Raw genomic sequence first — 22,146 nt, forward strand, 5'->3', positions numbered from 1 at the left:
TTTTTTTACGTTTTTATTTCACGAAACAATAATTCATCTCGGAAACAATGGTTAGTTGTTGCTATGTAATTCGCTATTGAGTTCAACAGCAGACTTATTGGTAAGACACTCTACCGCACCTGATTGAGAGTTTCTGCGGAAAAGTAGATCCGACTTTCCAGCAAGATCACGTGCTTTTGCTATCTCAACTGGTTTACCATTGCTATCAAGCATCTGCACTTTGGTGCCAGCTGTTACGTACAAGCCAGATTCAATAGTACAGCGGTCCCCTAGAGGAAAGCCTAGGCCAGCATTAGCGCCAAGTAGGCTATTTTCACCAATAGCAATAACAACCTTACCGCCGCCAGAGAGTGTGCCCATAATTGAAGCACCACCACCAATGTCTGATCCTTCACCAACCATAACACCCGCTGAGATTCGACCTTCAACCATACTTACACCTGTTGTGCCAGCATTGAAGTTGATAAAGCCCTCGTGCATAACGGTTGTGCCTTCACCTACATGCGCACCAAGGCGTACACGAGAGGTATCAGCAATACGAACGCCAGTCGGAACAATGTAGTCTACCATTTTAGGGAATTTATCTACGCAATCGACCGTTAAAGCACGTCCAGCAAGGCGAGCGTCAATTTGACGTTCAGCAAGCTCAGGAAGATCGATAGGGCCTTCATTTGTCCATGCGATGTTGTGTAGTAGACCAAAAATACCATCGAGAACAATAGCGTGTGGTTTAGCAAGGCGATGAGAAATAAGTTGCAACTTTAAAAAGCCCTCGGCAACTGATTGAGGCTTGTCATCAGTTTCAAGAACTGTAATCACCAAAGGTTGAGTTGATTGTGCTGCTTTTGAAGCAAAGTTTGCGCTTGCAGATTGGTTATTATTTTCAAACACAGTTACAAGCTCGGCGCATTGCTGTGGAGATAGTTCAATACTTTGATTGCCTTGCGTGTAGTTTGATACCTGTTTAACTGCTGCAATTAAATCAGAAGTTGGGTTTAAGATTGGGGCAGGGAAGAAGGCTTCAATAATTTTACCATCTCGGTTTTTGGTTGCGCTACCGAGAGCCAGTGCAAAGAAAGACATTAATAAATCTCCATATAATAGTTTTGGCATGCTAGCTAAGCTCATTTATGAACCCAGATATCAGAATGCATGCCTCTTAAATTTGTTATCAGGATTACACTATAATCAGCCCAAGCATAGGTGAAAAGGGCTAAATCATGAAAACTGACAAAATGGTTGAGTCTATGAGTGCTGCACTAGTTGAATAGCGCACTATAGGCTTGATGGATACCCTCGATAAGCATCTGCATACCGATTACAGCTAGGATTAACCCCATCATTCTAGTAATTACATTGAGCACACTTGCGCCGAGTGCTTTCACTAAGGCTTCACCAGAGACAAATAGTAAATAGGTAATGCCACATAACAGTGCAAACGCAAGTACAGTAATACTTACCTCATAATAGCCCCCAACTGCGGCGAAGTTCATCGCTGTCGCTATGGTGCCAGGACCTGCCAAAATAGGCATTGCTAGTGGTGATACAGCAATTCCGAGTGCAGCTTGTTTTTGCTCTAATGCTGACATGCGTTTATTGGCGTGGGTGTGTTCATTCTTGCCTTGCAGCATATTGAAGCCAATCATGATAACCAAAATACCACCCGTGATACGCAGTGCATACAAGGTGATACCGAACAGGTCAAAGATGATCTTTCCTGATATCGCAAAAATAGTAACTATGATAAAAGCGATAAATACGGAACGTAGGGCGACTGATTTGGCGGTGGCATGGTCTGCACCACTAGTAAGTCCAAGGAATATAGGGGTGTTGGCAATAGGGTTCATGATAGCAAAAAAGCCCATAAACACAGTTACAGCATGAAGAATTAACTCTTTCATTGAGGTTGTTGCATATGAGTGATTAATAGGGACTACGTTAGCAGTCCCTGTACAACTATTCTAGAGTTTAAGCTGCATCAGACTCGCTAGATTCATCTATTGCTGAATCTTTTACCACTTTTGGCTTTTTAGGGGCAGGTTTGCGTTTTGCTCCCAAGGCGTAAAGTACTTCGTCTTTGTTTTTTGCCAGATACATAGAAAGCTCTTCTTGCTTCTCTTCATCTGCAATAATTTCACTTTTACCTAGCAGTTCGAATAGTTCGTCGGCCATATCCAGCATTTTGTCATAGGCATCAGCTTCCGCTTTTGAGGTAAAAGTCATCTTTTCTTCTCCGTTGCGTTCTACCACGTACTTGACGATAACAGCCATGGTTCATCCTCATTAAATTAGGTTATTTGATACTGTTGATTTATACAGAATTCACTGTTTACAGTCTAGTTCAGTTGCTGATTTTGCGAGGTGATTGCTCAATCGCCAAGCAAGACTAAAGTCAATAAAGGCTTTTAGCTGTGGATTGAGGTGTTTTTTGTTATGCACCACAAGCTGCATCTTTCTAGCTAGTGGCAGTTGAATGGCAAGTTTTGCTACCTTTCCTGCTTGAATTGCGGTTGCTACGGATAATTCCGATAGACAAGCCAGTCCCAATCCAACGCCAACACTATTAATAATCGCTTCGCTAGAAGTCAGCTCAAATGCTTTATTCCAGCTTTTAAGTTGAGTGGCAATGTGGGTAATAAAGAAATCTCGAGATCCCGAACCGGGCTCTCGTAGTAGCCAACTTTGTGATTCTAAATCATGGAGATAAAGGTTTTTGTTATTCAATAATGGGTGAGAGGGCGCACATACAATGCACATGTTGTCGTAACCAAAAGAGTGATGATTGAGTTGAGGGGAGACTTCATTGCTTTCTATTAGTGCGCAATCTAAACCAAACTCAGACACTTGTTGAACCAAAGCGGATGAGTTTGAAAGTTGCATATCAAATTCAATATTAGGATGTTTTGCGGTAAAATCGCGAACTAATAATGGTAACAATTGATTCCCTATGGTGTTGCTTGCCCCAAGGTGGATTTTACCTGTTAGTTGGGAGCCCTGATTGAATAGCTGGGGCAGCTCTCTAGCTCGGTCCAATAATTCATTGGCTGCGGGAAGTAAAAGTTTTCCTTCATTGTTGAGCACCAAGCGGTTTTTGATGCGGTCAAATAGGCTATGCCCAAGTTGATTTTCAAGCTCGGCTAAAGAAAGGCTTACGGCGGCTTTAGATAAGCACAGCTTCGTGGCTGCCGCTGATAGAGAGCGAGCTTGTGTGATTGAGATAAATACTTCGAGTTGGCGCAGAGTGAAGGCTAACATAATGTTTAATTTTACTTGACGTGTGTTTTGTATCTTTAAATTTTAATAAACGAAATGCAAGTGTAATCTGAACGCATTACTTTTTAGAACACAGATCGAGGGCTCAGTGAAATTATTATCTCGTATTGAAAATGCACCAACACCAATGGCTGGACTCGCATTAGGTATTGCTAGTTTAGGCTGGTGTTTAGAAAACATAGGCATTTTTAATGGCTATGCGCAGAATACAGGTGCCACACTAGGGTTTTTGCTACTGCTTATTCTAGCGACTAAATTTATATTACATCCGCAGCTTCTAAAAAAAGACCTTGCCCATCCTGTTGTTGGTAGTGTTGTGCCTACCTTTGCTATGGCAAGCATGGTAGTTTCACACGCTATTGCGAATCATGCTTCATGGCTAGGACATGCCATTTGGCTGGTTGCGGTTATCCTGCATATTGTATTTTTAATCAATTTCATTTTCTATCGCAGTCAAAGCTTTGAGTTGCAACATATGCTCCCAAGTTGGTTTGTGCCTCCGGTAGGTATTATTGTTGCCGCACTTACTTTTCATGGTGGAGAGTCATTGCATTGGATTGCCGAAATAACCCTATACTTTGGGATGTTGGCTTACGCAGTCATGTTGCCTTTAATGATCTACCGCTTTATGTTTTCAGAGTTAGTACACGATGCGGCTAAGCCAACTATCGCGATTATGGCAGCTCCTGCCAGTCTTTCATTAGCAGGGTATCTCTCTTTTGTTTCTATACCATCGCCTATGGTGGTCGCGTTACTATTTGGGATTGCAGTGCTTATGACGTTAGTTATCTATCTAGCACTCTATCGCTTGTTGAAGCTTCCATTTAGTCCTGCTTATTCGGCGCTTACTTTCCCTTTGGTTATTAGTGCCACCGCACTATTTAAGGTATCAGCATGGATGATGAGCTTAAAGGTTGCATCTGAGTACGTTAATCAAATCCATACCTTAGCGATTATTGAGTTAGTTATTGCAGTGGTAGTTGTCAGCTATGTCGCATTTAAATACCTCAATCATCTATTGGTTCAGCCTCGACTGGCTGCAATGGCGAAATAATGCTATTGATATTCCGTTAATTTAAGCTGGTTATGTTAGTCTTATTGATATAATTCAATGGATTGAGAGCCAGCTTTGTTTACCGTTTATCACTCTAATCAAATTGATGTACTTAAGTCGCTATTAATTGCGCTGATGGGTCAAAAACCTCTTTCTTCTCCTTTCGAACAAGAACAAATCTTGGTACAAAGCCCCGGGATGTCGCAATGGCTAAAGATGGCTATTGCCGAGGATGAAGGGATCGCTGCAAATATCAACTTCCCGCTGCCTGCTACCTTTATTTGGAACATGTTTGTTGAAATATTACCTGATGTTCCTAAGCGAAGTACCTTTAATAAAGAGGCAATGACTTGGAAGTTGATGCACATCTTGCCGACTCTTTTAAAGGGGAAGAATTTTTCGCCTCTGGCTCAATACCTCGAGCAGGACAATGATGGGTCTAAGTGCTATCAGCTGTGTGAAAAAATTGCTGATATCTTTGATGGATACCTTGTATACCGTGCTGATTATATCCTTAGTTGGGAGCAAGGACTGCATCCATTAGAGCTAGGTGAGCAAGGGTTGTGGCAAGGAGAATTATGGCGCGCTTTAGTTGATTATACCCAAAGCCTTAATCAGTCCCCATACCATAGGGCAAACCTCTATCAGAGTTTTATTGATGCATTAAGCCGTGGTGAACTGGTTGAGCATGAAGGGCTACCTAAGCGTTTGTTTGTGTTCGGTATCAGCTCACTACCGCCTAAGTACCTAGAAGCGCTCAAAGCGCTTGGTGAGCATATTGATGTGCATCTGTTATTTCATAATCCCTGCCGTTTCTATTGGGGAGATGTCAAAGATCAGAAAACGTTAATCAAGATGTCTAAACAGAATCGTCCTAAAATTCGCTGGCATGGACAAGACTGGTTGCAAGAGCAAGGTGAGGTTTTACTTAAAGGGGATATCGAGAGCAACCAACTGCCTGAATCTAATCATTTAGCAGTCTCCAATAACCTATTAGCCTCACTAGGAAAGCAAGGCAGGGATAATCTCCATTTATTATCGCTCCTTGAAAGCAATGAAATTGATGCCTTTGCTGATGTTGATTCTATATCTCTACTTACCCAGATACAGCAAGACATGCTGCTACTTGAACAGCATCAAGATGATAGCAACCTACTAGACAGCCATCATAAGCAAGTTGTACCACAGCATGATAATTCTTTGACTTTGCATGCCTGTCATAGCGCTACGCGTGAGGTGGAGGTTTTGTATGATCAACTACTGCATCTATTTAATAGCGATCCCAACCTCAAGCCTAAAGATATCATAGTGATGGTATCTGATATCAATACCTATGCGCCCATTATTCAAAGTATATTTGGCAATACACCTTATGAAAGACGCATTCCTTTCTCAATATCTGATCGTAGTGCCAGCCAAGAATCACCGATACTAAACGCCTTTATGCAGCTGTTGAACTTGCCAAATAGTCGCTGTGAAAGAGGTGAAATATTATCTCTGCTTGAGACGCCAGCCATATTGCAGCGGTTTGCAATATCGGAGTCGGAATTTGATCTGTTGTCTAATTGGATTGAAGAGGCAGGGATTCGTTGGGGGCTCGACAGCCAAACATCGTTGGAGCTAGAGCTTCCAGAGATGAGCCAAAATACGTGGTTGTTTGGATTGAGACGAATTTTAATGGGTTACGCCATGTCCTCTGATACGTCCTTTGATATTGCACAACAAGCGGTAGCACCCTATCAACAGGTTGAAGGATTACAGGCCGAGTTGGCTGGTAAGTTGGCGCACTTTGTTGAAACCCTATTGCAACACAGAGGTGAATTAGCCAAGGCAAGAACGGCTGATTTATGGCAGCAGCAAGTTATTCAAATGCTAGAGGCATTTTTTATCTTAGATGTGGATAACGAACTGGCAATAAAAACGATAAGAGACGCAATATCCCAGTTAGTAGGACAAACAGAAGAGGCGCAATTTTCGCAACTAATAGATCTTCGAATTGTGAGCGAATATTTGCAGGGCAAGCTTGATACTAGCCGTATAAGTCAGCGTTTTTTAGCCGGTCAGGTGAATTTCTGTACCTTGATGCCAATGCGCTCGATCCCATTTAAGGTTGTTTGCTTGTTGGGGATGAATGATGGGGCTTACCCGCGAACGGTGGCAAAAGAAGGCTTTGACCTTATTAATGTAAAAGCGCGATCTGGCGATCGTAGTCGTAGGGATGATGATAGGTATCTTTTCTTAGAAGCGATTCTATCAGCCCAACAAAAATTATATATCAGCTACGTTGGGCAATCGATACATGATAATAGCCCTCGACTTCCTTCTATTGTAGTTACTGAGCTGATGGAGTTTTGTTCTCAAAACTACTGCTTAGATGTCGATACACAGCTAAGTGTGGATATGTCGGGACAACAACTACTTGACTCTATTTCATTTAAACACAGTATGACGCCGTTTAGTTTGGATGCTTTTTCTGAGCATAGGGGTAGCTTCGCCAGTGAATGGGCGGCTGTTGCCAATATGGATATCTCACTACCGTTGAGTGCTGATCATTCAATAAATCCTAACCTGCCAACAGAGATCGATATTGAAGAGCTGATTCGTTTTTGGTCCTTGCCGGTGAAGTATTTCTTTAATCGTCAATTGAATATTTGGTTTGAAGGACAAGGTGAGTCGATTGAAGATAACGAACCTTTTTCACTTAATGGCTTAGAGTCATACCTGTTTAAACAGCAGCTGCTAGAGGCTGAGTTAGATCAAGGCGTGCTCGGCACTGACAAACTTGCCGATTGGCTGCATATATCTGGGCAGTTACCTATTGGTTACTTTGGCACCGCTGAGCTAGAAGAGGTCGAAGCGGTCGCTCGCGAAATAGCTAAAGAAGTGCAGTTTGTTACGGCCTCTGCGCAAGTGGATATTCAAGTCTCGCTACCTCTAAATCAAGATACGCAATTAGTAGGGTGGCTGAAACAACGCTATGCCGCTGGTGGTGTTTATTATCGAGCGGGCAGGGTTCGTTCACAAGATATATTTTCTACTTGGATTCAGCACTTGATTGCTAGCATTAGTAGTAAGCCTACGAAGACGCATTTTATTGGATTCGATAAGCATAGCGGGGTACAACATTATTACTTTGAAGCGTTAGATACCGACGTAGCCCAGAGCTTATTTGATGATCTTACTTCCGAGTTTCTTGCAGGACAAAAAGTACCGCTACCCTATTTTCCCGTTAGTGCATTTGAAGCCATGTCTGAGTTTAATAAACGATTAGTTAAGATGGATTCAGAGCAAGCTAGAGCCTTAGCTAGAAGTAAGTTTGAGTCAGTATTGGTTGGGAATAACTACTCTAACGGAGAGTACGATAATTATTATATTCAGCGAGTATGGAAGGAGTTGGATAGCAATTTTTATAGTAAAGCAATGCAGTTGAGTGAGCGGATACTGCTTCCTGCTATCGAGCGATTAAAACTGATGGATTGATTGGCAGAGTTAGGCGGCCGCTAGATTTTATTATATGTAGGGTAATTCTTAGCGGCCTAAGGTCAGAGAGACCAATTTTTTCGATTGTACGAAGACTACGGATAACTGTTATGTATAACAGTGAAATAGATCGCAATCTTCAATGAGATAAACCACTGTTTCTAAAGAATATTGAAAGAGTTGGTTTAGGCTCACAAAATTTTCAACCTTGTTTTGGGTTAGGTATGAGTCAGTTATCAAATATCACAGTTAAACAACTTGAGCCGCTTTCTTTTCCTTTGCATGGCATGAGGCTTATTGAAGCCTCTGCGGGAACAGGAAAAACCTTTACTATCGCAGGGCTTTACCTGCGGTTGTTACTGGGACATGGGGATCAATTTAGTGCACATAAAACCCCACTTACGGTTGAACAAATCCTAGTTGTAACCTTTACCGAGGCGGCAACCGCAGAGTTGCGTGACCGAATTAGAGCTCGTATCCACCAAGCTCGAATTGCCTTTAGTCGCGGAGAGTCCAATGATCCTGTGATACAGCCATTACTTAATCAGACTCCAGACCATGGACTGGCGTGTCAGTTACTCCTAGATGCAGAGCGACAGATGGATGAAGCAGCAATATTTACGATTCACGGTTTTTGTCAAAGAATGCTGACACAAAATGCATTTGAATCAGGAAGTCGCTTTGCTTCTGAGTTAATTACCGATGAAAGTGAATTGATGAAGCAGGCGGTTGCTGACTACTGGCGTCGACAATTTTACCCGTTACCCCAAGCGCTGGTGGATGCAGTAAGAGAACAATGGCGCTCGCCAGAGATACTGCTTAAAGAGATAAAAACTCACCTTTCCGGTAGTGAGCGTTATATTTACGCCCCTGGGGGAGTGAATAACCTGACTGAGCAGTATCAAGATAGACTGATTAAGACACAACAGATGAAGTCGCAATGGTTAGAAGCCAGCTCACAAGTCGAAAAAATAATTGCTGATTCAGGCATTGCTAAAAACCCCTACAACAAGCGAAATGTACCCAACTGGATTAGTAAGCTTGATAGTTGGGCTGAGCAACAATCTAATTCGATAACCTTCCCAGCGGAGCTAGAGCGTTTTAGATGCTCAGTGTTGCAAGATAAAACCAAAAAGGGAGCCCCTCCTCAGCTTGAGGCTTTTGATCAAATAGAGGTTTTCTTGCAGCTGCCAGCCATAGATATAAAGCAATCTATCCTTGTAGACGCTATTGAAACTTGCCGACAGTCTGTGATTAAAAGTAAACAGAAAAAGCATCAGCTTTCGTTTGATGATCTGCTATCACATCTCAATACAGCACTGTTAAATGACACAACAGAGCTATTGCGTGAGCGAATTCGAAGCCTATATCCAGTTGCAATGATCGATGAGTTTCAAGATACCGACCCGCAGCAGTACAGTATCTTTAGTCAGGTATATCAAGGCCATGCCGAGTGTGGCCTATTTATGATAGGGGACCCTAAGCAGGCGATTTATGCCTTTAGAGGGGCGGATATCTTTACCTATATTCAAGCTCGTAAAGAGGTTACATCTCATTTCAATCTAACCACTAACTGGCGTTCAAGTGCAGATATGGTTGAGGCAAGTAATTTACTCTTTTCTGAAGCAATACAGCCGTTTATATACGATGATGACATACCTTTTATAGCGGTTGACCCAAGCCCTAAGGCTCATAGCATGCAGTGGCAAGTTGAAGGTGAACCTCAACCAGCATTAACCACTTGGTTAATGGATAGCGAGCAAGGGGTGAAAAAAGCAGACTACTTGGAAGTAATGGCGCAAGGTTGTGCGACAGAGATAGGGCGCTTACTAACCGCCTCACAGCGAGGTCAGGCTACTGTCGCTGGTCAATCGATTAAACCAAATAATATCGCAGTTTTAGTTCGTACAGGGAACGAAGCCGCTATGGTTCGCCAGGCACTTTCTAAGAAAGGTATAGCCAGTGTATACCTATCAAACAGAGACAGTGTATATGCCTCTGCCGCAGCGCCTGATCTGGCTATGTTTCTGTATGCAGTATTAAATAATCACGATGAAGGGGCGATTCGCGCAAGCCTAGGTTGCCAGCTTTTACAGCTGCCGCTGTCCTATCTAGATGCCTTACAGCAAGATGAATCGCAATGGGAGTCGGTGGTTAATGAATTTACAGACTACAAACAATACTTAGACAAGTTTGGGGTGATGGCGCTTATTCGCTACTGGATACAAAAACGAACCCTAGCTCAAACCCTAAAGTCACAGCTTGAAGGTGAGCGCCTACTGACCGATTTAATGCACCTTGCAGAGGTGTTACAGCAGGCATCCGTTGAGCTTGAAAGTGAGTATGCACTATTGCGCTGGTTCAATGAGCGTATAGAGAATGCCAATTCTGGTGATGGCAGTGAAGAACAAAAACAGCGCTTAGAATCAGAGCAAAATCTGATTCAGGTAGTGACAATACATAAGTCAAAAGGACTTGAGTATGATCTGGTTTTTGTGCCATTTGTGAGTGGATTTAGAGCCTCAAAGCAAGCCATTTACTATGACGCTGAACTCAAGCAAAGCCGCCTTGACCTTGATAATAATAAACAAGGTATCAAGCAAGCAGAGCAGGAGCGATTGGCTGAAGACTTAAGACTGCTCTATGTGGCAATTACCCGTGCCGTTTATGGCTGTTATATGGGGATTGCGGCCCTTAAAGATGGTAATAAAAAAGCACTCTCTACTCATCAAAGCGCAATTGGCTATCTGTTACAAGGGGCAGAGCCTCAAGAAGCGAGTGTGCTGAGTCATTGCTTGAATGAATTAGAGAGTAAGTTTGCTTGTATGCGGGTATGCGAACCGCCGCAATGGGATGACAGTCAGGTTGTTACTTCTCATCAATCACAGCAGCAAGTTGTTGCGGCGCAGCTGAAACATACCATTGATACCGAATGGCGTATGACCAGTTATTCAGGGTTGTCGAAGGCGGGTAAACATAGCTATACACCGAGCTCGTTGTTGTCTGGTGATATCGATATTGATGCAGCTCAAGACCAAGCTATGCCGAATATAGTACTCGAAAGGAATATGTTTAACTTTCCTCGTGGTGCAAATCCGGGCACGTTTTTGCATACCCTTTTTGAACAGGTTGAGTATACCGAAACTGCGTTTAGTGAATTGAATCAAGCCATAATTGAAAAGTTACTCCATGATGAGCAGTTAGATAGCGAATGGTTACCAATATTACAGAGTATGGTAAATACGGTTCTTGATACCGATTTGGATGGCAAGGGTCTTAAGCTAAATCGCCTACAACCGAAACAGCGTTTGGTTGAAATGGAGTTTTTATTACCCATAAAGCATCTCTCAGCGCAGGTTTTTCATCAGATTGCCAGTGACAATGACTCGCTCACAGCTCAGGCTCAAGCCCTTGAATTTAATCGAGTGAAAGGAATGCTTAAAGGCTTTATAGACCTCGTATTTGAACATGAGGGGAAGTTCTATGTATTGGATTGGAAGTCCAATCATCTTGGGGATGATGCTTCTTTATATCATAGCCAAAGCTTACAGCAGGCGATGTTAGAGCATAGATACGATGCCCAGTATCAGATCTATGCCTTAGCTTTACACCGTTTTTTGAAATCTCGAATCTTGGATTATGACTACCAAACACATTTTGGTGGGGTCTATTATCTGTTTTTACGAGGAATGGATGGCAGTGGTGATTATGGTGTATTTAATACCAAGCCAAATCAAGCGCTACTTGAACAGCTGGACATGCATATTAAAGGGGAAGTGAAATAAATGGACGCAACATTACCAATCACTGAACAAAACCCTTTTCAAGAATTCACTTGGCTACAGTGGCTTGAACAATTTTGCCAGTTAGGTTTAATTCGCCAATTGGATTATCAGTTAGCCAAGTTTTTATCAGAAAACGAGCCGCCGGAACATCGTGAAGCGAGCGCAGTATTAGTAGCTGCGGTGAGTTTCGAATTAAGTAAGGGAAACAGTTGCTTAACGATTGATGACAAATGGTCACCCCTTGATACTTTCTCAGCGGCTAAGTTTCAATCCTTACTAGATCCACAGTTGCTCGATATAGATTGGTTAGAGCAGATCAAACTGAGCTCGCTTATCATGCGGAATTCAAAGCATGAAGCTAGGCCTTTGGTGTATGAATTTGGAAGCCTGTATCTACAAAAATACTGGCAGTTTGAGTCGCAGTTAGCTAATAAATTAATTGAATTTGCAACACCCATAGAGCTAGACGCTCATACCAAACAGCATTTATCCCAAGAGCTTGATCGCTTATTTGAGTGGCAGTGGAGCTACTTGTTTAAAGACCTGCAGGGGTTGGATCATGCCAATGATAGTCAGTGGCAACGGATTATTTGTGAAGCCTTAGATATTGAGGAAGCTTCACAAATAGAGTGGGGCAAAGTGTTGGACATTGCCAAGACTGCCACTGGCTCAAGTGATCTTGAGTCCATTGCCACCCTTATCCCACAATCGGCTTGTAAGAACTATCAAAAGATAGCAGCGGCGACCGCCCTATTACGTAGATTGTGCGTTATTTCTGGTGGGCCGGGCACCGGAAAAACGACCACAGTATCAAAGCTATTAGCCGCACTGGTTAGCTCTGTTTCAGGTAATCTAAATATAAAACTTGCAGCCCCTACTGGCAAAGCGGCGGCGCGTCTTACTGAGTCGATAGGTCAGGCGATAGACTCTTTACCTGTTTCACCGCAGATAAAAGAGCGCATTCCGACCACTGCCAGTACCATTCATCGCTTGTTAGGTGCACGCGCGGGTAAGGTTGATTTTAAACATAATGCACACAATCCACTGCACCTAGACCTGCTTATTCTTGATGAAGCCTCGATGGTCGATTTACCCTTAATGCACAAGTTATTAGATGCATTGCCAAAGCATGCACGCTTGATCTTATTAGGCGATAGAGATCAGTTGTCTTCAGTGGAGGCCGGTTCTGTGCTTGGTGATATTTGTGCATTGCAAGCTGGGCTTACCCAATCTTATCGACAAGCACTTACGCAATTAACCGGATATAACTACACAAATACACCAGCTACTCAAAGTGCGGTAGCGGATAGCCTGACGACTCTAAGAAAAAGTTATCGCTTTCATAGCCGTTCAGGTATTGGGATGTTGGCCAAAGCGATTAATAATGGCGATGCAGATAAGAGTCTACACCTTGTTAAGCAAAACCTAGACGATGTTCAGCATAGCGAGCTAGAAAGTGACAGCTATAACCAGTTGGTCATAGAGTTGGGAGAGAAATATCGCGCCTATTTGGAGCTGAGGCCTGAGAATGAGGCACCTACGCGAACATACGCCGCCCAAGTATTAAAGCAGTTTTCGACTACGCGCCTGCTATGTGCCGTTCGAGAAGGGGAGTTTGGTGTTGAAGGGCTAAACCAAAAGATAGAGCAAAGATTGGCAAGCAAGGGTTTAATTGCTCAGCATCGTGATACTTGGTATTTGGGGCGCCCAATTATGATCACTACTAATGATCATAGCCAGCAACTCTACAATGGTGATATAGGTATTTGTTTGATGGATACCAGTGATAGTACTCCTCGAATGAAGGTGTTTTTTGAGCAGCCTGATGGTGGGGTTAAAGCTGTATTACCAAGCCGTGTGCCTGCACACGAAACTGCATTTGCAATGACAATACATAAATCGCAGGGGAGCGAGTTCAAGAATACCTACCTGTTATTACCCAAACTGCCATCACCAATACTCACGCGAGAGCTATTCTATACAGGTGTTACTCGAGCCAAGTCATTTCTTAAGATTATCGCGGATGATGGGATCATAAAGCGCTCTGTTATGCGTAAAACAGAGCGCAGTAGCCATCTATCTCAGCGTTTAGACATCCAGCGCTAGGATCTTAGAGTTGCGTTGGAAGTTATAGAGATCGCGCTTTTTGATTGGAAGATCAGCGATCTCTATTTCACTGAAACCTTGCTCTCTAAACCAATGTAGGCTGTGAGTAGTTAGAATGAAAAGTTGCGCTATATCTAAGCATTGGGTTTGATGCTTCATATGGGTTAAGAGGTGGGCGCCTCTATTGCCATCGCGATATTCAGAGTGTATTGCAAGGCAGGCCATTTCCGCCATATCATCTTCTGGATAAGGGTAAAGAGCAACACAACCTATGATGATGTCATCTTTGATGATGATGGTGAATTTCTCTATTTCTTGTTCGAGTTGCTCTCTAGAGCGGCGAACCAAAATCCCTTCACTTTCCAAAGGAATGATTAAGTCTAATATCCCACCAATATCATCGATCGTCGCCTTGCGGATCTGCTCGGCACTTTCGGTCACTATCTGAGTACCAATACCGTCTCGTGAGAACAGCTCTTGAATAAGTGCTCCATCTTCAGCATAACTTATTAAGTGGCTACGCTGCACGCCTTTACGGCATGCCAGCAAAGCGGCTTCTAAAAATCTACGATTGCTGTTTAAAGCCTTTCCTTGCTTAAGGATATTTTCTACCTGTTGTGGTATTAGCTCAGAAACCACAGCACCACTATCATCTACGTAGCCTTGCTCTGGAGAGAAGCCTATTAATTTTGCAGCCCCCAGTTTGATAGCAATCTTGGTAGCGAGATCTTCAGATACTAAGTTGAAGCACTCCCCAGTTACTGAACCGGCTACAGGGGAAATTAAAACGATCGAGCCTTGATCAAGGGCTCTGTTGATGCCTTGTACGTCAATACGGCGAACTCGACCACTGCTTTGATAATCAACACCATCCTCAACGCCTAGCGGTTGAGCGATGACAAAGTTACCACTGACAATATTGAGTTCATTACCCGCCATAGGGGTGTTATTGAGGCTCATCGATAGGTGCGCAGTAATCGCAAGCTGTGACTGACCAGCAGCCTGCATTACCAGAGGTAAAGTCGCAGAGTCTGTTACTCGAATTTGTTTGTGATAGTTGGCATCAATAGCGTGTTGTTGCAGGCTTTGCTCTATTTGTGGGCGTACGCCAAAAACTAGAACGAGCTTAACTCCAAGGCTATGTAATAGCGCTATATCACTAACGATGTTAGGGAAGTTTTCATGGCTTATGGCCTCGCCACTTAGGGAGATAACCATAGTTTTATCCCTATGTGAGTTAACATAGGGGGTTGATTGCCTAAATCCTTTTACCAACTCAGTACTGCGAACCATCTCAATATCCAGTTTGAATTTTTATGTAATTTAAATGAGTAAATATTAAAATGCAATATCTGTATCAAAATTAGTCGAATATTTTAATCGTCAATTGTTAGTCAATAATGAAGTAAAGATTGCGTTGCTGGTGTGAGTTTGTCATCCTGCTACTACTTGCTTAACTATCTGTTTATTATATGCGTAAAATATTTGCCTCCTTTGTTATACCCCTTTTACTTGCTGGCTGTGCTCAAAATACAGATCTCGGACAGCAATATTCAGACCAAACTTTTACTAAGCCTCTGACCAAAGTCGATACGGTTGAGAGTAATGCATATCGAGATCTCAATTCGTTTGATAAGCAAGCCCAACAGGTGCTGGAAAACTCACCTTCGATGGCTAGAAAATATCGTGGTTTGTATGAAACTCTTTCGGAGTGGGCTTTGCAAAGTGGTAATCCTGATGAGCTTGCCAACTATGGTATTCAGAGCGCTCAGATGCGTGGTGGAGATAAGAAGGGGAACGTACTGTTTACCGGATACTTTTCACCGGTTATTGAGTTAAGACATCAAGCGGATGCAGTATATAAATACCCCCTTTACGGAAAACCGAATTGTTCAGGACAGTGTCCTACTCGAGCTCAGATCAACGAAGGTGCACTAGATGGCAAAGGGCTTGAGTTAGGTTACGCTGCGAATCGAATAGACCCATTCTTGATGGAAGTGCAAGGCAGTGGATTTGTGCACTTCGGTGATGACAATAGCATGCAATATTTTGCCTACTCAGGTAAAAATAATCGCCCATATGTCAGCATTGGACGCATACTCATAGAGCGTGGTTTAGTGCCAAGACATAAAATGTCGTTGAAGGCGATTAAACAATGGGTAAGTGAAAATGATGAGCAAACGGTACGTGAGCTGTTAGAGCAAAACCCATCTTATGTGTTCTTTGCTCCAAAGGATGACCTGGCAGTGCGTGGAACCGCTGGTATTCCATTACTTCCATTAGCATCTGTTGCAGGAGACCGCAGTTTATTACCTATGGGTACTCCGATATTAGCAGAGGTACCACTGCTTAATGCTGATGGTACTTGGTCTGGTTCCCATGCATTACGATTATTGATTGTATTAGATACCGGTGGCGCAGTTAAGCACAACCACCTCGACCTATATCATGGTATGGGACCGCGAGCAGGGGTTCAGTCTGGTCACTATAAGCATTTTGGTCGGGTATGGAAGTTAGGGTTAGAAAATAGCCCCACTGAAAATCCTTGGCAATTGCCCAACAGACCCTAGACATTAAACTCAAGAGTGCGTATAAATCGCACTCTTGTTGTATTTGTGTGGAGAAATATCGTCATGCGAGAGTTGACTAGCCCAGCATCAGAATCTTATGACCAGCGCTTTGGTGGCACACGCCGCCTGTACGGGAATAGCCAAGTAGAGATCCTACGGGCAGCCCATGTGTGTGTGATAGGCATCGGTGGGGTAGGCTCGTGGGCTGTTGAAGCCTTAGCGCGTAGTGGTATTGGAGAGTTAACACTCATCGACATGGATGATGTATGCGTCACTAATATTAATCGTCAGATCCACGCTATGACAGGCACTGTTGGTCAAAGTAAGATCGAGGTGATGGCGGAGCGTGTTAGGCTGATTAACCCTGAGTGTAAGGTCAATCTCATTGATGACTTTATTGACGCAGACAATCAAGCGCAATATTTGAGCAAAGATTACGACTATGTGCTGGATGCGATTGACAGTGTTAAGGCCAAGGCCTCACTACTAGCTTATTGTCGCAGCAATAAGATCAAGGTTATCACTATTGGTGGTGCGGGTGGGCAGGTTGATCCGACTCAGATTTGCGTCGCCGATCTCAGTAAAACAGTGCAAGATCCGCTAGCGAAAAAAATCAAAGATCAATTACGTCGCTTCCATAACTTTAGTAAAAATCCAAAGCGAAAGTTCGCCATTGATTGCGTTTTCTCAACAGAGCAGCTTAAGTATCCACAAGCCGATGGCTCTGTATGTGGCGTGAAGGCTACTGCTGAGGGACCTAAGCGTATGGATTGTGCAACGGGCTTTGGTGCAGCGACGGTGGTTACTGCAACCTTTGGTTTTGTTGCGGTATCACGTATTATTGAAAAACTCATTCAAAAGCATAGTTAGGTTATGGCTCAACTTTCAGATTTTGCCCAAAATAACCCATTTGGATATAGTATAAACCACGATGAGATAGTGGCGACCATGCAGACGCTGTCTGGTTGGGAGCAGCGCTATCGTCAGGTTATCCAATGGGGTAAGAAGTTACCTGTGTTATCGCAGTCGCAAAGAAATGCTGATGTTACGGTTGCGGGATGTGAGAGTCAGGTATGGCTGACCGGTGAATACGTTGCAGGGAAATGGCATTTTTCTGCTGATTCTGATGCACGTATCGTGCGTGGTCTTATCGCGATTGCTTTGGCTGCCCTTAATAATAGAACGGGTGATGAAATACAGGCGTTCGATCTCGAGGGTTACTTTGCTAAATTAGGACTCATTGAGCACTTGAGTCCATCTCGTGGCAATGGCCTAAAGGCGATTGTCGAGCAGATAAAACAGATGATTTAAAACCGCTTTTAAATATAAAGAGTCCCAAACTAAGGACTCTTTATATTATCAAAATAGACTACTTTCCTTACTACAGCATATCTGCGGCTTTTTCTACGGCGCTGATAAGCTTCTGCACATCATCCATATTGTTATACAAAGCAAAGGATGCACGTACCGTCCCTTTAATATCTAAAGCATCCATAAATGGGTGGGCACAATGATGTCCAGCCCTTAATGCAATACCTTGTTGATCGAGCAAGGTGGCGATGTCTTGGTGGTGAACACCATCTATGACAAAGCTAATGACGCTGGCTTGCTCTTGATAACCGATAACGGTTACATCCTCGATAGCCGACAATCCTTGGTAGGCTTGGTGCTGTAATCGAGTAATATGTTGCTCTGCGTGTTGCATGTCGATACCTTGCAACCAATTGATTGCAGTAGCCAGAGCTATGGAGCCAGCTACGTTAGGTGTTCCGGCTTCAAATTTACCGGGCAAATCACTAAACGAGGTTCCCTCAAAACTGACCTTGTGCACCATTTTACCTCCGCCGTGCCAAGGTGGCATCGCCTCAAGCAAGGGTAAGCGTCCATACAATACGCCAATTCCCGTTGGAGCGAATAGCTTATGCCCTGAGAAGACATAGAAATCACAACCTAAAGCCTGAACATCTACGGTCTCATGGACAATACCCTGCGCACCATCAACCACCACCACGCAGTTATTCTGCCTAGCTATGGCTATCATTTTTTCGATAGGATGGCGAGTACCGGTGACGTTAGATACGTGGCTGATAGCAACAATCTTCGTTCTAGGGGTTAGTCGTGCTTTATAGGCATCTAGGTCCAACTGACAATCAGTTGTCATCGGAATTTTAACTATCTTAGCGCCAGTTTGTGTGGCGACTAACTGCCAAGGAACAATGTTGGCGTGATGCTCCATCTCACTAATTAATATCTCATCACCTGATTTTAGGCTGTTTCTAGCGTAGGTTTGAGCGATAAGATTTATCGCCTCAGTAGCGCCGCGTGTCCAGACAATTTCCTTTGTTGATTGGGCATTGATAAAGCGGCATACGGTTTCACGCGCCTGCTCAAATTGAGTGGTCGCTTGAGTGGTTAAGCTATGACTACCACGATGCACATTCGCGTTGCTCTGGGTGTAATAGTGAGTAATTGCATCGATAACTGCTTGTGGTTTTTGGGTAGTAGCCGCGCTATCTAGGTAGGTAAACGGTACATTACTTAAGGCGGGAAACTGAGCTCTTACCGCTTGTATATCAAACACGTTTTTCTCCTAAATCAGATAGGTTTAAGTTTGGTAGAGGAACCATGGGTTCAGCCACTTGCCATGCAAATGCTTTTCCTGATAGCAGGGTGATGATCTCAATAGCAAACTCAAATGCGCTTGCCGGCCCTTGGCTAGTCAAAACCTTATTATTTAAGTCGTAGGTCACGCGCTTTGGGCGCCACAAATCACTAGGGATCTTAGACTGAAAGTGTGGATGACATGTCATTAATGTATCTGGATAGATATCATGATGGATAAACACCAGCGCAGGGCTTGCACATATAGCTGCGTTGAGTCGACCATCGTATTTTTGCTGTTTGATCATCTCGACTAATAGAATACTGTCACGAAATACCTCAGCTCCCGCCACACCACCGGGGAGGGCGATAACGTCAAATTCTTCATCCGCAACCTCGACCAATTTTTTCTGCGCAACCAAGGGGATACCTCTTGATCCGGTAAGCTGTAGCCTGCCTTCGAAATCAACACTGGCTACTGTAACCTCATAGTCGGCGCGAATTAGGGTATCTATGATGGTGATAGCTTCCATCTCTTCGGTTCCTTGAGCTATGGGAACTAAGGCTTTAATTGTCATTGCCAACCTCTAACTGTTTGATTTCTTGATATAACTTTAGATTGTGTGGGGTGTCTATTGTGTGAATTTTAGCACGTTGTAGCAGATACCCTGTAATATAGTCGATTTCAGTTTTTCTATGATGCGCGATATCTTGATGCATGGAAGAATAGTTGTTTGCCGTGGCCTTTATCACTGAATTAACGGTTTGATCAAGTTGCGATGCGTGAACCTGAAATCCATCAGCTTGCATGACTAGGCTGACTTCTGAGCATATCGCCTTGATCGTATTGGCTGTATCTGGGGTATCTAACGCACCATTACGACAGTTTAATAGTGCAGTAAGGGGATTTATGCAGCAATTTATAGCCAGTTTATGCCATAGCGCCTGTTTGATGTTTTTTTCCCATTTTGCGACAGGCAAGGCATGATTAATCAAATCCACTACCCACGTTAAATTGCGGGCTTGTTCTGAATACGGGCCAATGGTGGTTTGTCCCCAGCCGGTATGTAGAACCTGATTTGAAGATGGCTTTAGAGCGGCGTGGGTGGTGGTGGCAAACAATATTGGACGGTTTATAAGTAGCTTATTTGATTGCTCAATCGCGCCCATGCCGTTGTGTGAAATTAATATAGGGACAGCAAGCGGTATGTAGGGTAAGACCTGCTTCAGAGCCTGTTGTAGCTGCCATGATTTAACACAGACAATAACCAGTTCGCACTGCTCTAGTTGTGATGGGATATTGGTAGGAAAAGAGCGGATGTTATCCTTGTCTAAAGCAATAGACAGGGTGCTGTGTTGGCCTTTTGTCCAACAACTTAACTGATGACCATCTTGACTCAATGAATATGCAAATAGGGAACCAATCGCTCCCATTCCTACAACCGCGATCTTCACACTCTTCTCCCATAGGAACTAAATCAGAGCAAGGATACTGCTTTTACCGGAATCGGGCGAATAAAAAGCATAAAAAAAGGCGCCATCGGCGCCTATTTGAGCATGAGGTTATACAGTTCTTAGAACTTGTAAGTAACAGAAACGTAATGACCAATGCCTGAAGAATCAGCTACTGGAGCCCAAGGTAAAGCTTGACCGTCTTCGAATCCGTATACATTGTGATAAAGTTTCAAGCCATAACCAACAGCATAGTGTTCAGAGTGCCAGTAGATGCCATTGAACATCGCACCACCATTACTTGCTTGATAGCTTTGTTTATCTTCCATACCGAATTGGTAATCGATGTAACCTTGGTAAGAGATAAATGAACCGTTTTCGAAGAAGAAGAAAGGTTTGAACCAGTTGGTAGATACTTGGTAACCGTTCCAGTCTTTTGAATTTGAGTCGTAAGTTCCGTAGAAGTTAAGACCAATTTTTCCTAACCAAGGTACGTTTACGTCAGAACCTAGACCAATTTTCTGTGTGTTTACACCAGAATTTCCGCCCCATTCCATCAAAGTAGCTACGTAAAGCTCTTGTACAGGTCCAAAAGAAAGGTCTTTATGGGTTAATGCATCAAGAGAAACACGAGGCGCAAACTTCATAAACATCTTTTCTTGGCCATCTTTATCTGAACTAGGATTGCTCAGCAAGTTGAATACATCAACATAACCGTATAGGTCAAAGACTCCAGAGCGACCGCCAAATTCCATTTCTAGGTAATCGTGAGAAGATTCAGGGCCAGCACCTTTTTCGTTAAAAGCACCCATAAGGTTAAATTGCATCCACTTGTAATCATTTTTGTGGATATCACCATCGGTGTAGTCAGCTGCTAATACTGGAGCTGATGTTGCTGCTAGTAGTCCAAGTGTCAATAAAGATTTGCGCATAATAAAAGATACTCAAAAGTTGTTTGCGATAGAAATCAGCTAATTATTAGCTGTTTGTGGTTACTTTTCCAAAGCAACCGATTTCGTGGCTCGAATAATAGAGATCTCACCCACAAATGAAAGCACTTTTTTGCAAAAGTTCCATCTAAGTGTGTGATCTTGATCTCATAACTATGGATAAGGTGCGTCGATATTAAGTTGCTCAATATATTCACGCCATTTTTAGCTGCTTGTTGTTAATTAGTGATCGATTAAAGAAGGGCAGCGTAACAATATTTGAGATTGAAATATGGAAGTGCAATATGTCGGTAATCAAGTTATTCCCTGTAAGTTCGGTCGTACTCCCTGAGGGGAAAATGACTCTTAGGATCTTTGAGCCCCGCTACAATCGGATGATTAGCGATTGCTGTAAGCAGGATCAAGGATTTGGGATCTGTTTGCTTGGAGACCCATCTTTGTCATCTCCAAATAATGTCTCTCGTGTTGGAACACTCACTAAAATTATTGATTTTGAACAGCTAGATGATGGCTTTCTTGGGGTCACTATCGTTGGTACACGACGCTTTAAGTTAAAAAGGGTATGGAGTGAGTTCGATGGCTTAAGGTGCGCAGAAGTCGATCTTCTGAGTAACTGGAGCAGTCAAGAGCTCAATCAATCCTCTTTATTTATTAGCAACCAACTTCAACGCGTGTATCAGAAATTTCCAGAGATCAGGCGTCTTTATCCGCATTGCTTTTTTGATGATGCAAGCTGGGTTAGCCAGAGATGGTTGGAGATCCTACCTATAGAATGTCAGCAATTTGAACACCTTACTTCTCAGTCCGATTGTGGTGAAGCACTTAAATTTCTTTGCCAAGCAATTGATTCGCAGTGAGAAAAATTACGGAGATAA

General features: G+C 43.2%; 17 protein-coding genes. 8 read left to right on the forward strand and 9 right to left on the reverse strand.

What is annotated here, in order from left to right; translation table 11 throughout:
- Positions 1–51 precede the first annotated feature (51 nt).
- From dapD to OCU28_RS02535, 4 genes are all read right to left on the reverse strand, one after another.
- The gene (dapD, locus tag OCU28_RS02520) at positions 52–1,083 is read right to left on the reverse strand and encodes a 2,3,4,5-tetrahydropyridine-2,6-dicarboxylate N-succinyltransferase (protein WP_261816792.1); all 1,032 of its coding nucleotides are present in this window, start codon (positions 1,081–1,083) and stop codon (positions 52–54) included.
- Between the two features lie 176 nt (positions 1,084–1,259).
- A complete protein-coding gene (locus OCU28_RS02525; protein WP_261816793.1) occupies positions 1,260–1,901 on the reverse strand; it encodes a MarC family protein in 642 nt (213 codons plus the stop codon).
- A 67-nt stretch (positions 1,902–1,968) separates the two neighbouring features.
- Positions 1,969–2,271 carry a YebG family protein gene (locus OCU28_RS02530; RefSeq protein ID WP_261816794.1) on the reverse strand — a complete coding sequence of 101 codons (303 nt, stop codon included), beginning with the start codon at positions 2,269–2,271 and terminating at the stop codon, positions 1,969–1,971.
- Between the two features lie 51 nt (positions 2,272–2,322).
- On the reverse strand, positions 2,323–3,255 hold the full coding sequence (locus OCU28_RS02535) for a LysR substrate-binding domain-containing protein (RefSeq protein WP_261816795.1): 933 nt from the start codon (positions 3,253–3,255) through the stop codon (positions 2,323–2,325).
- A gap of 145 nt (positions 3,256–3,400) precedes the next feature.
- Here OCU28_RS02535 and OCU28_RS02540 point away from each other — a divergent pair, with 145 nt between their 5' ends.
- From OCU28_RS02540 to recD, 4 genes are all read left to right on the forward strand, one after another.
- Positions 3,401–4,327, forward strand: coding sequence for a TDT family transporter (locus OCU28_RS02540; protein ID WP_261817417.1), 927 nt, complete (start codon positions 3,401–3,403; stop codon positions 4,325–4,327).
- 75 nt (positions 4,328–4,402) lie between these two features.
- Entirely contained in the window at positions 4,403–7,807 is a 3,405-nt protein-coding gene (recC, locus tag OCU28_RS02545) for an exodeoxyribonuclease V subunit gamma (protein WP_261816796.1), read from the forward strand.
- Between the two features lie 224 nt (positions 7,808–8,031).
- Positions 8,032–11,592 (forward strand): exodeoxyribonuclease V subunit beta, encoded by a 3,561-nt coding sequence (recB, locus tag OCU28_RS02550; protein WP_261816797.1) that lies wholly within the window; start codon positions 8,032–8,034, stop codon positions 11,590–11,592.
- Positions 11,593–13,698 (forward strand): exodeoxyribonuclease V subunit alpha, encoded by a 2,106-nt coding sequence (gene recD, locus OCU28_RS02555; protein ID WP_261816798.1) that lies wholly within the window; start codon positions 11,593–11,595, stop codon positions 13,696–13,698.
- On the opposite strand, the gene argA is transcribed toward recD, so the two are convergent.
- Entirely contained in the window at positions 13,681–14,991 is a 1,311-nt protein-coding gene (argA, locus tag OCU28_RS02560) for an amino-acid N-acetyltransferase (RefSeq protein WP_261816799.1), read from the reverse strand. The genes recD and argA overlap by 18 nt on opposite strands.
- A 179-nt stretch (positions 14,992–15,170) precedes the next feature.
- On the opposite strand from argA, the gene mltA reads away from it, so the two are divergent.
- From mltA to OCU28_RS02575, 3 genes are all read left to right on the forward strand, one after another.
- Positions 15,171–16,268 carry a murein transglycosylase A gene (mltA, locus tag OCU28_RS02565; RefSeq protein WP_261816800.1) on the forward strand — a complete coding sequence of 366 codons (1,098 nt, stop codon included), beginning with the start codon at positions 15,171–15,173 and terminating at the stop codon, positions 16,266–16,268.
- 63 nt (positions 16,269–16,331) lie between these two features.
- A complete protein-coding gene (tcdA, locus tag OCU28_RS02570; RefSeq protein ID WP_261816801.1) occupies positions 16,332–17,138 on the forward strand; it encodes a tRNA cyclic N6-threonylcarbamoyladenosine(37) synthase TcdA in 807 nt (268 codons plus the stop codon).
- A 3-nt stretch (positions 17,139–17,141) separates the two neighbouring features.
- Positions 17,142–17,579 (forward strand): SufE family protein, encoded by a 438-nt coding sequence (locus OCU28_RS02575; protein WP_261816802.1) that lies wholly within the window; start codon positions 17,142–17,144, stop codon positions 17,577–17,579.
- A gap of 70 nt (positions 17,580–17,649) precedes the next feature.
- Here the strand turns inward: OCU28_RS02575 and csdA are convergent, their stop codons facing one another.
- The 4 genes from csdA to OCU28_RS02595 form a co-directional block, all read right to left on the reverse strand.
- Positions 17,650–18,849: a cysteine desulfurase CsdA gene (gene csdA, locus OCU28_RS02580; protein ID WP_261816803.1), complete on the reverse strand. Its 1,200-nt coding sequence runs from the start codon at positions 18,847–18,849 to the stop codon at positions 17,650–17,652.
- Complete coding sequence (locus OCU28_RS02585) at positions 18,842–19,447, reverse strand: DJ-1 family glyoxalase III (RefSeq protein WP_261816804.1); 606 nt, start codon at positions 19,445–19,447, stop codon at positions 18,842–18,844. Before OCU28_RS02585 ends, csdA begins: the two co-directional genes overlap by 8 nt.
- Positions 19,437–20,324, reverse strand: a complete 888-nt coding sequence (gene panE / locus OCU28_RS02590; protein WP_261816805.1) for a 2-dehydropantoate 2-reductase — start codon at positions 20,322–20,324, stop codon at positions 19,437–19,439. Before panE ends, OCU28_RS02585 begins: the two co-directional genes overlap by 11 nt.
- Before the next feature lie 119 nt (positions 20,325–20,443).
- On the reverse strand, positions 20,444–21,253 hold the full coding sequence (locus tag OCU28_RS02595; RefSeq protein WP_261816806.1) for a nucleoside-specific channel-forming Tsx family protein: 810 nt from the start codon (positions 21,251–21,253) through the stop codon (positions 20,444–20,446).
- Between the two features lie 302 nt (positions 21,254–21,555).
- Here OCU28_RS02595 and OCU28_RS02600 point away from each other — a divergent pair, with 302 nt between their 5' ends.
- Positions 21,556–22,128 (forward strand): LON peptidase substrate-binding domain-containing protein, encoded by a 573-nt coding sequence (locus OCU28_RS02600; RefSeq protein WP_261816807.1) that lies wholly within the window; start codon positions 21,556–21,558, stop codon positions 22,126–22,128.
- The last annotated feature ends 18 nt before the right edge of the window (positions 22,129–22,146 follow it).

This window comes from Vibrio gallicus (assembly GCF_024346875.1).
Taxonomy (GTDB): Bacteria; Pseudomonadota; Gammaproteobacteria; order Enterobacterales; family Vibrionaceae; genus Vibrio; species Vibrio gallicus.

Coding starts and splice junctions, on each gene's coding strand:
- dapD (WP_261816792.1), bottom strand. CDS start 1,083: ATGTCTTTCTTTGCACTGGCTCTCGGTAGCGCAACCAAAAACCGAGAT.
- OCU28_RS02525 (WP_261816793.1), bottom strand. CDS start 1,901: ATGAAAGAGTTAATTCTTCATGCTGTAACTGTGTTTATGGGCTTTTTT.
- OCU28_RS02530 (WP_261816794.1), bottom strand. CDS start 2,271: ATGGCTGTTATCGTCAAGTACGTGGTAGAACGCAACGGAGAAGAAAAG.
- OCU28_RS02535 (WP_261816795.1), bottom strand. CDS start 3,255: ATGTTAGCCTTCACTCTGCGCCAACTCGAAGTATTTATCTCAATCACA.
- OCU28_RS02540 (WP_261817417.1), top strand. CDS start 3,401: ATGGCTGGACTCGCATTAGGTATTGCTAGTTTAGGCTGGTGTTTAGAA.
- recB (WP_261816797.1), top strand. CDS start 8,032: ATGAGTCAGTTATCAAATATCACAGTTAAACAACTTGAGCCGCTTTCT.
- recD (WP_261816798.1), top strand. CDS start 11,593: ATGGACGCAACATTACCAATCACTGAACAAAACCCTTTTCAAGAATTC.
- argA (WP_261816799.1), bottom strand. CDS start 14,991: ATGGTTCGCAGTACTGAGTTGGTAAAAGGATTTAGGCAATCAACCCCC.
- mltA (WP_261816800.1), top strand. CDS start 15,171: ATGCGTAAAATATTTGCCTCCTTTGTTATACCCCTTTTACTTGCTGGC.
- tcdA (WP_261816801.1), top strand. CDS start 16,332: ATGCGAGAGTTGACTAGCCCAGCATCAGAATCTTATGACCAGCGCTTT.
- OCU28_RS02575 (WP_261816802.1), top strand. CDS start 17,142: ATGGCTCAACTTTCAGATTTTGCCCAAAATAACCCATTTGGATATAGT.
- OCU28_RS02585 (WP_261816804.1), bottom strand. CDS start 19,447: ATGACAATTAAAGCCTTAGTTCCCATAGCTCAAGGAACCGAAGAGATG.
- OCU28_RS02595 (WP_261816806.1), bottom strand. CDS start 21,253: ATGCGCAAATCTTTATTGACACTTGGACTACTAGCAGCAACATCAGCT.
- OCU28_RS02600 (WP_261816807.1), top strand. CDS start 21,556: ATGTCGGTAATCAAGTTATTCCCTGTAAGTTCGGTCGTACTCCCTGAG.